Source organism: Miniphocaeibacter sp. (assembly GCF_049276255.1).
Classification (GTDB): domain Bacteria; phylum Bacillota; class Clostridia; order Tissierellales; family Peptoniphilaceae; genus Miniphocaeibacter.
The window spans coordinates 1-9,366 of the sequence record NZ_JBASWB010000036.1 but is presented as its reverse complement, the minus strand read 5'-3'; the positions used below and the strand labels follow the sequence as shown (position 1 = coordinate 9,366).

The 9,366-nt window shown below is 30.2% G+C and carries 7 protein-coding genes; 6 read left to right on the top strand and 1 reads right to left on the bottom strand.

The genetic code is table 11. The features are described 5' to 3' along the window. The 6 genes from WAO56_RS03655 to WAO56_RS03630 form a co-directional block, all read left to right on the top strand. A partial coding sequence (locus WAO56_RS03655; protein WP_422146273.1) for an ATP-dependent DNA helicase occupies nucleotides 1–1,776 on the top strand: 1,776 nt, incomplete at its 5' end. After that, nucleotides 1,766–2,434 carry a ComF family protein gene (locus WAO56_RS03650; protein ID WP_243661758.1) on the top strand — a complete coding sequence of 223 codons (669 nt, stop codon included), beginning with the start codon at nucleotides 1,766–1,768 and terminating at the stop codon, nucleotides 2,432–2,434. The genes WAO56_RS03655 and WAO56_RS03650, both read left to right, overlap by 11 nt. Before the next feature lie 59 nt (nucleotides 2,435–2,493). Further along, nucleotides 2,494–3,867: a S1C family serine protease gene (locus WAO56_RS03645; protein ID WP_422146272.1), complete on the top strand. Its 1,374-nt coding sequence runs from the start codon at nucleotides 2,494–2,496 to the stop codon at nucleotides 3,865–3,867. A 198-nt stretch (nucleotides 3,868–4,065) separates the two neighbouring features. Continuing rightward, on the top strand, nucleotides 4,066–5,448 hold the full coding sequence (locus WAO56_RS03640; RefSeq protein ID WP_422144980.1) for a tryptophanase: 1,383 nt from the start codon (nucleotides 4,066–4,068) through the stop codon (nucleotides 5,446–5,448). 43 nt (nucleotides 5,449–5,491) lie between these two features. After that, nucleotides 5,492–6,835 carry a sodium-dependent transporter gene (locus WAO56_RS03635; RefSeq protein ID WP_422144981.1) on the top strand — a complete coding sequence of 448 codons (1,344 nt, stop codon included), beginning with the start codon at nucleotides 5,492–5,494 and terminating at the stop codon, nucleotides 6,833–6,835. A 127-nt stretch (nucleotides 6,836–6,962) separates the two neighbouring features. Further along, the gene (locus WAO56_RS03630; protein ID WP_422144982.1) at nucleotides 6,963–8,048 is read left to right on the top strand and encodes an FAD:protein FMN transferase; all 1,086 of its coding nucleotides are present in this window, start codon (nucleotides 6,963–6,965) and stop codon (nucleotides 8,046–8,048) included. Between the two features lies 1 nt (nucleotide 8,049). Here WAO56_RS03630 and WAO56_RS03625 read toward each other — a convergent pair. Next, a partial coding sequence (locus WAO56_RS03625) for an alpha-amylase family glycosyl hydrolase (RefSeq protein WP_422144983.1) occupies nucleotides 8,050–9,366 on the bottom strand: 1,317 nt, incomplete at its 5' end.

Below are 9,366 nucleotides of genomic sequence, written 5' to 3'. Positions count from 1 at the left end.
GGAATTCCCATGGGGCAATCACAAAAGATTATAAAAGAGTATGGAGATGAGACTATTTCTAGAATTGAAACTAATCCCTATCAATTAATTAATGATATTTGGGGAATTGGTTTTAAAACAGCTGATGATATTGCTTTAAAAAACAACATAGATGAAAAGTCTCCTTTTAGGATTAAGGCAGCCTTTAAATATTATTTATCTTCTGAAGCAAATCAAAATGGAAATTGCTATATGCCTTATGAAGAAACAATATATAGGGTGTCGAGATTAATAAATATTGAGCAGGAATATATTGAAGATTTAATAATGGAAATGGTACTAGAAAACACTATAATCAGCGATGAAGTTGAAGGAAAAAAAATCTTATATGATCCGTATTATTATAATAGCGAGTTAAAAGTTGCCGGATTATTTTCTAAAATATTAACAAATGAAGAAATTAAGACAAATATTAACTGTGAAAAAGAAATTGAAAGGTTAAAAAATAGTGAAAAAATAAAATTTGCCGATGAGCAAATAGAAGCAATTAAAAGTTCTATTTTAGAGAATATTTTAGTTATTACCGGAGGACCGGGAACTGGAAAAACAACTATAATTAATGAAATTGTAAATATATATACATTAAATGGTCATAAGGTTATTTTAACAGCACCTACAGGAAGAGCTGCTAAGAGAATGGAAGAAAGTACTAACCATGAAGCTAAAACAATTCACAGACTTCTAGGCTATATGCCGGTGGATAGTGGAAGAGGTATGATATTTGACCATAATGAAGAAAATCCCTTAGATGCAGATATTATTATTATAGATGAATCTTCCATGATAGATTTGGTTTTACTTGAAAATTTATTAAAGGGAATACAAAGTGAAACTAAAATTATTTTTGTTGGCGATATTGACCAACTTCCATCAGTTGGTGCAGGAAACACTTTAAAGGATATTATTAATTCTAAATTAGTAAAAACCATAAGACTTCATAAAATATTTAGACAAAGTGAAAATAGTAATATAGTAGTTAACGCCCATAGAATTAATAGTGGAGAGTATCCTATTTTAAATGAAAAGGGTAAGGATTTTTTCTTTATACCGGCAAATAATAATACTTTAACACAAAAGACTTTATTAAGTCTTGTAGCAAAAAGACTTCCGGAATATTACAATATAAAGAACATTGAGGATATTCAAGTTTTAACGCCTATGAAAAAATCTGAAATAGGAACAACAGAACTCAACAAAAAACTACAGGAAGTTTTAAATCCTAAACGACCATCAACAGAAGAAGTTGTTTATGGTGATAAGGTTTTTAGGGAATATGACAAGGTTATGCAAATTAGAAATAATTATACTAAGGAATTTAAGACTAAAACAGGCCAAGAAGGATTAGGGGTATTTAACGGAGATTTTGGAATTATTACAGAAATAGACAATTATGACAATATAATAAAAGTATTGTTTGACAATGACAGGTTTGTTGAATATACAGTAAAGGAATTAGATGAATTGTCGTTATCATATGCAATAACTATTCATAAATCTCAGGGAAGCGAATTTCCTGCAGTTGTAATACCGCTAGGACCTGGACCCTATATGTTAATGACAAGAAATTTAATTTATACAGCAATTACTCGAGCGAGAAAACTAGTAGTTCTTGTAGGAAGTTTAAAATATTTACAGAATATGATTAATAATACCCATATAGCAAAAAGAAACTCTACTTTATCCTATAGAATTAATGAATATTATAATTTATATAAAGGAATAATAGATGTCAATTAGTATAAACGATTTAATTTTTTTATCAGAAGGGTATTGTTATTCTTGTAAAAACGAAATATATACTAAAAAATATTTCTGTAATAATTGTTTAAATTTATTCGAATATGTAAATGGCATTAAATATTTTGGAGAACATAGATGTTATTATCCGTATTTATATACCGGTAAGATAAAAGAATTGATTGGGAGCTTTAAATTCTATAATCATTCTTATTTGTATAGGGCCTTTGGAGAAATTCTTGTAGCTTATATTAAAGAAATAGACTTGGATTTTGATTGTATTATTCCTACGCCAATTAGTAAAAGAAAGCTTTCCAAAAGAGGATATAATCAAACGGAGTTATTAGCGGATTATATTGGTGAAAAACTAAAAGTGGAAATATTAAAAGATGCTGTTGTAAAGAAGAAAAATACCAAGGATCAGCATTTATTAAGTATAGAAAAAAGAGCAACAAATTTAAAAGATTCTTTTAAACTAATAGATAAGAATCTAGGTGATAAAAAGATCTTAATATTAGATGATATAGTTACATCGGGGTATACTTTAAAGGAAATAGCAAAAGTATTTGAAGAAAATGGAAATAGAAATATTGAAGCTTTAGTTATAGCTTCATCTAAAATAGAAAGTAAGTTCAAAGTTGGTTTTAAGAATGTTTAAAGGTTTTTTATCTAAAATTATTAGTATAAAGATTAGACCTAGTTAAGGAGGAATATATTATGAGTGATGACAAAAGAGATTTTGATGAAAATAGAACAGATGAAGATACAGAAAGAAATGATTTTTCAAATAATAGTAAGGGAAGTTACTATGATCCTTTAGGAACAGAAGATGAAGGACCAGCTTTTAGTAGGTCTTATTCCTATAATAATAGCGATGAAGTTAGAAAAATTGTAAAGGAAGAGTTAAAAAGAAACAAACCAAAAACGCCTTGGATTAGAATAGTAGTAATAGCCTTAATATTCTCATTTTTAAGTTCAGGTGTAACAGCCCTGGTTATGTCGTCTAAAAACAATACAACAGCAGGAAACTCCGGTACAAACTCAAGTATTACAATTAATACTAAAGATGAAGTAAATATTGAAACAGCCGTTGCAGAAAAAGTAATACCATCTGTTGTTGGAATTACTACAAAAACATTATCTAATTCCATATTTAATCAGCAAGCATATGTTGAAGGAGTAGGAAGTGGCGTTATAGTTAGTGAGGATGGCTATATACTTACTAATTCCCATGTTATAAGTGATGGTTCCGCAGAGTCCATTACAGTTGTGTTTTCAGATAAATCAACAATTGAAGGAAAATTGATTTGGAATAATTCCACCCTTGACTTAGCTGTAGTAAAGGTAGAAAAGACAGGACTTCCAGTAGTTGAATTTGGAGATTCTGACAAAGTATCAGTAGGAGATAAGGCAATAGCAATTGGAAATCCATTAGGATTGGATTTACAATCTACTTTAACATCAGGTTATATTTCAGGGCTAAACAGAATGATAACTTTAGAAAATGGGGCTTCAATGGATGGATTAATTCAAACAGATGCAGCTATTAATGGTGGTAACAGTGGAGGAGCACTATTAAACTCAAAGGGAGAATTAATAGGAATAAATACTGCTAAAGCAAGTACAGGAGAAGGGATTGGATTTGCAATTCCAATAAATACAGCAAAATCCATAGTAGATGAAATAATAGAAACAGGAAACTATGAAGAACTTCTTTTAGGAATTAGTGGAGTAGAACTTGAAACCTATAAAAAATATTTCCAAATGGAAACTCCAGTAGAAAAAGGCGTTGCTGTAATGCAAGTACAGGAAAATTCTCCGGCAGATAAAGCGGGTATTCAAGTTAATGATATTATAACTCAAGTTGGCGACTCAGAAGTAGGTAATACCAACGATATTAAAAAGGCCCTATTAAAATATAAATTTGGTGATAGTAGTGAAATAACTATTTACAGAAATGGAAAAGAAGAAAAATTAGAAATTACATTTGAAAAATTTGAAGTACAAGAAAATCCTATTAATGAACAAGAACAAAATAAGGAAGAGCAAGGGGGAAATGAAAGAGAATTTATATTCCCTTGGGGAAATTAAGACTATAAATTAAATTATAAATAAAACCATTAGAGCTAAAACTTTAGTTTTAATGGTTTTATTTTTTTGGACATTTATATGTTTTGCTTTTCCAATAATAGGCTAATTACTGTATTTGCTATAAAATAGACTATTATTTTAAAGGGTGATAATATATTAATTAGAAGGCAAGATTAAATAAAGAAAAGGAGAAATAAAATGGCTATTAAGTACATACCGGAACCATTTAGAATAAAAATGGTAGAAAGAATTAAAATGTTAACAAAAGAAGAAAGAATTGAAAGAATTAAAGAAGCTAAGTATAATACCTTTAATTTAAAAGCAGAAGATGTTTATATTGACCTTTTAACAGACAGTGGAACAAATGCCATGAGTGATGATCAATGGGCCGGCGTAATGAAAGGCGATGAAGCTTATGCTGGTGGAAAAAGTTATTATAAATTATTAGATACAGTTAAAGATATATTTGGATACGAATATGTTCAACCAGTACATCAAGGTAGAGCAGCGGAAAAGGTTTTATTTCCACTACTACTTGAAAAAGGTAAGGTTGGAATTTCCAATATGTTTTTCGATACTACTAGAGCCCATGTTGAATTAACAGGGGCAAGGGCCATAGACTGTGTTGTAGAGGAAGCAAAAGATCCTAGTCATAGAGCTCCTTTTAAAGGAAACATGGATGTTGAAAAGTTAGAAAAACTAATAAATGAATACGGTAAGGAAAAAATTGGCTTAGTTGTAATGACAATAACTAATAATTCAGCAGGTGGACAGCCGGTATCTGTTCAAAATATGAGAGATGTATCAGATATATGTAAAAAATATAACATACCCTTAGTTATAGATGCAGCTAGATTTGCAGAAAATGCTCATTTTATTAAAGAGAGAGAAGAAGAATTTAAAAACAGTACTTTAAAAGAAATAACTAGGGAAATCTTTAGCTATGGTGATATGTTTATTATGAGTGCAAAAAAAGATGCCATAACTAATATGGGTGGACTTTTAGCAATAAAAGAAGATGCAGAACTTTTCCAATTAGTAAAAGGCAATACTATTTCTTACGAGGGATTTATTACCTACGGCGGATTATCAGGAAGGGATATTGAATCATTAGCTATAGGATTATATGAAGGACTTGACGAGGATTATTTAAACTATAGAGTTGGACAAATTGAATATTTGGCATCAATATTAGATGATAATAAAATAGCTTATCAAGCTCCTGCCGGTGGTCATGGACTTTTTGTCGATGCAAAAGCAATGTTTCCTCACATACCGTACAATGAATTTCCAGGACAAGCACTAGCAATTGAACTTTATATAGAAGCAGGAATAAGAACTTGTGACATAGGGTCATATATGTTAGGAAACGATCCGGAAACTGGAGAACAAAGACAAGCTGAATTTGAATTTACTAGATTGGCAATACCAAGAAGGGTTTATACACAAGCCCATTTTGATATAATGGCAGAAGCCTTAATAGCAATTAAAAAAAGGGCAAAAGATGTTAAAGGATATAGAATAACCTGGGAGCCTCCAGTGTTAAGACATTTCCAAGCACATTTAGAACCAATAGAATAGAAAACTATTTTAGAAAAACCAATAATATGAAAGGAAGGTGTATATGTCAAAAAATAATAAAAATATATCAAGATTAGATAAGAGAGAATCTTTTTCGTCTAGATGGACCTTTGTTATTGCTTGTGTTGGCTCAGCAGTTGGAATGGGAAATATTTGGTTATTTCCCTATAGAGTTGGACAGTTTGGTGGATTTGCTTTCCTAGTTCCATATTTTATCTGTGTACTTGTATTGGGTTTCACAGGTGTTATTGGAGAAATGTCCTTTGGTAGAGCAATGAGGTCAGGACCAATAGGAGCTTTTAAAAAAGCAATGGATAGAAGAGGTAGAAGAAATGGTGATTTAGTAGGTATTATACCGGTAATCGGTTCCTTAGCAATAGCTATTGGTTATTCAGTAGTAGTTGGTTGGATAATAAAATTTACAGTAGGTGCACTTGCAGGTGATTTAGTTAATACAGCGGATAGTGCAGCATATTTTGGCAGAATTTCAGGAACTTTCGGCTCTATTCCCTGGCATTTAATAGCCTTGGTTTTAACTTTTATAATTATGAATGCAGGAATATCTGCAGGAATAGAAAAAGTAAATAAATATTTAATGCCAGCATTTTTTGTACTATTTATAATTTTGGCAATAAGAGTGAAATTTCTAAATGGAGCAAGTGAAGGATATAGGTTTTTATTTAATCCTGATTGGTCAGCCTTGGCTAATCCAGAAACCTGGGTTTATGCACTAGGTCAATCTTTCTTTTCCTTGTCACTAGCAGGCTCGGGAACCTTAGTCTATGGTAGCTATTTAAAAGATGATGAAAATGTTGTTAAGGCCGGAGTTAGTATTGCAATTTTTGATACAATAGCAGCATTTTTAGCAGCACTAGTTATTATACCTTCAGTTTTTGCCTTTGGAATGGAGCCAAAAGCAGGACCACCAATGCTATTTATAACAATGCCGGAAGTATTTAAACAAATGCCATTTGGTCACTTATTTTCCATAATATTTTTCATAGCAGTGCTTTTTGCAGGAATTACGTCCTTAATAAATCTTTTTGAAGCTCCAATAGAAGCGCTACAAGATAGATTTAAATATTCTAGAACAAAATCAGTAATTGTAATTGCTGTTATTAGTACTTTAGTAGGATTATTTATTGAAAATGGAAATGTGCTGTCAAAATGGATGGATGTTGTTAGTATATATGTAATTCCACTAGGAGCTTTACTGGCGGCAATAATGTTCTTCTGGGTTTGTGGAGAAAAATTTGCTAAAGAGGAAATAGGTAAGGGCTTAGATGGAGATGTTCCAAAATTTATTATTCCTATGGGCAAGTATATATTTTGTGGATTAACAATAATTGTATTAATATTGGGAATATTTTTGGGGTCAATAGGTTAAATCTAATAGATATAAAAAATAAAGTAAGTAAAAACCTTCAAATTCATATGGGATTTGGAGGTTTTACTATTTTCAAAATAAGATACATAAGAATTAAAATTAAGGTATAATTTAATAGAGGTGAAAAATGAAGAAAAAATTTATTTTACTTTCTCTATTATCTATAATTTTATTATTAACAGCCTGTAATAAAAATAAATATATAAAGTATTTTGATTCAATATTTGGAACTTTTGATACAATTATCGACTTTACAGCTTATACAGAAACAGAAGAAGAATACAAAGAGTATTACTCTTTAGTAAAAGAAGAGTTTAATAGACTTCACAAACTATATGATATTTATAATGATTATGAAGGAATTAATAACATAAAAACTATTAACGATATGGCAGGAAAAGAACCTGTAGAAGTTGATAAGGACATAATAGAATTATTAAAATTTTCTAAGGAAATGGCAGAAAAATATTCTTATAAAACCAATATTGCCTTTGGTCCAGTATTAAGTATTTGGCATGAATATAGGGAAGAAGCATTAGATGAAAACAATAAGGAAAAACCTAAAATTCCAAGCATGGAAGAACTAGAGCTGGCCTCTAAATATACAGACATAAATAAAGTAATTATTGATGAAGAAAATAGTACCGTATATCTTGAAGATGAAAACATGTCTTTAGACGTTGGTGCAACATCGAAGGGATATGCTTCCCAATTGGTAATGGATAAAGTTAAGGAGGCAGGTTGTAAATCTGCAATACTTTCAGCTGGAGGAAATGTAATTTCCATAGGTAAACCAATGGAAGAAAATAAGGATAAATGGGGAATAGGTATACAAAATCCAAAAGATGAAGAAGAATTTACAGGTAATTCAATAGTAGGTGTAGTATATGGAAATAATATTTCCTTAGTTACAAGTGGAGATTATCAAAGATATTATGAAGTAGATGGGAAAAGCTACAACCATATAATAGATCCGGACACTTTAATGCCAGGAGATTTGTATAAGTCTGTAACGGTTTTAGCAGAAGATAGTGGAGTAGCAGATTTTCTTTCAACGACTTTATTTTTACTTCCAATAGAAGAAGGGAAGGAATTAATTAAAGATGTCGATAATATTCAGGTATTATGGGTAGATAAAAATGATGAAAAACATATAACAGAAGGAATGAAAAACTATTTAAAAAGTGAAGGAATAACAGCAAAAGAAGACTAAATTAGTCTTCTTTATATATATATACTATTGATTCATAAGGCTTTAAAACAAAGGGATTAGTAAATGTTTTATCGCCATAATTAGAAATTAATATTTTAGAATTTTTGTATTTGTCATATATATTACTATCGAACTCATAAATTAATTCTTCCTTACTAAAATTATTAATACAGATTAACTCATCATTATTTAAATACCTTTCAAAAACAAATAACTTGTCGATTCCTGTATCTATCTCCCTATAATATCCATCTGATATTACCTTGAAATTCTTTCTTAAACCAATTAATTTTTGGTAATGTTTAAAAATAGAATTTGAACTTTCTCTGTCCCTTTTAGCATTAATTTCTAAATAATTATTATTTACATCTATCCAAGGTATACCTTTTGTAAACCCGGAATTTTTTTCATTGTTCCATTGTACAGGAGTTCTTCCATTGTCCCGAGAACGCTCTGAAAGAATATTTAAAGCCTCATCTTTTGATTTTCCTTTTTCAAGTAGAATTTTATAATAATTAATACTTTCATAATCCCTGTACTCATCTATGGATTTAAAATATCCATTGGTCATACCAAATTCTTCACCTTGGTATATATAAGGAGTTCCTCTGAAAAAGTGGATTATATTTGCCAATAATTTAGCCGACTCTACTCTGTATTTATTGTCATTAGTAAATCGGGAAACAGCTCTTGGCTGATCATGGTTATTTAAAAACCAGGCACTCCACCCTCCATTATTTTGCATTTCAATTTGCCAAGTTGAGAATATTTCCTTTAATGCATTATAATTTACAGGGGCAAGTTCCCATTTTTCACCATCTTTATAGTCTACCTTTAAATGGTGAAAATTAAAGGCCATATTTAATTCCTTATTTTCCGGTTTTGTATATTCTATACAATTAGCAATTGAAGTAGAGGACATTTCACCAACGGTAATCATATTTTCAATACCTGCCCTGTATACAATTTCATGTAAATATTTATTTACCTTAGGTCCATCAGTATAAAATCTTCTACCATCTCCTTGAAAATCATCTTCAAAGACTTCCGGTTTAGATATTAAATTAATAACATCAAATCTAAAGCCTTTTACACCCTTATTTTTCCAAAACTTTAAAATATTTACTAGTTCTTCACGTAATTCTTCATTTGCCCAATTTAAATCCGCTTGACCTTTATGAAATAAATGAAGGTAGTATTTGTCTAAGGATTTAACATACTCCCATGTAGGGCCTCCAAACTTAGAAACCCAGTTAGTTGGTAGATTATTTTTTTTTGCAGTTTTAAAAAAATAATAATCCTGATATTTTTTATCGCC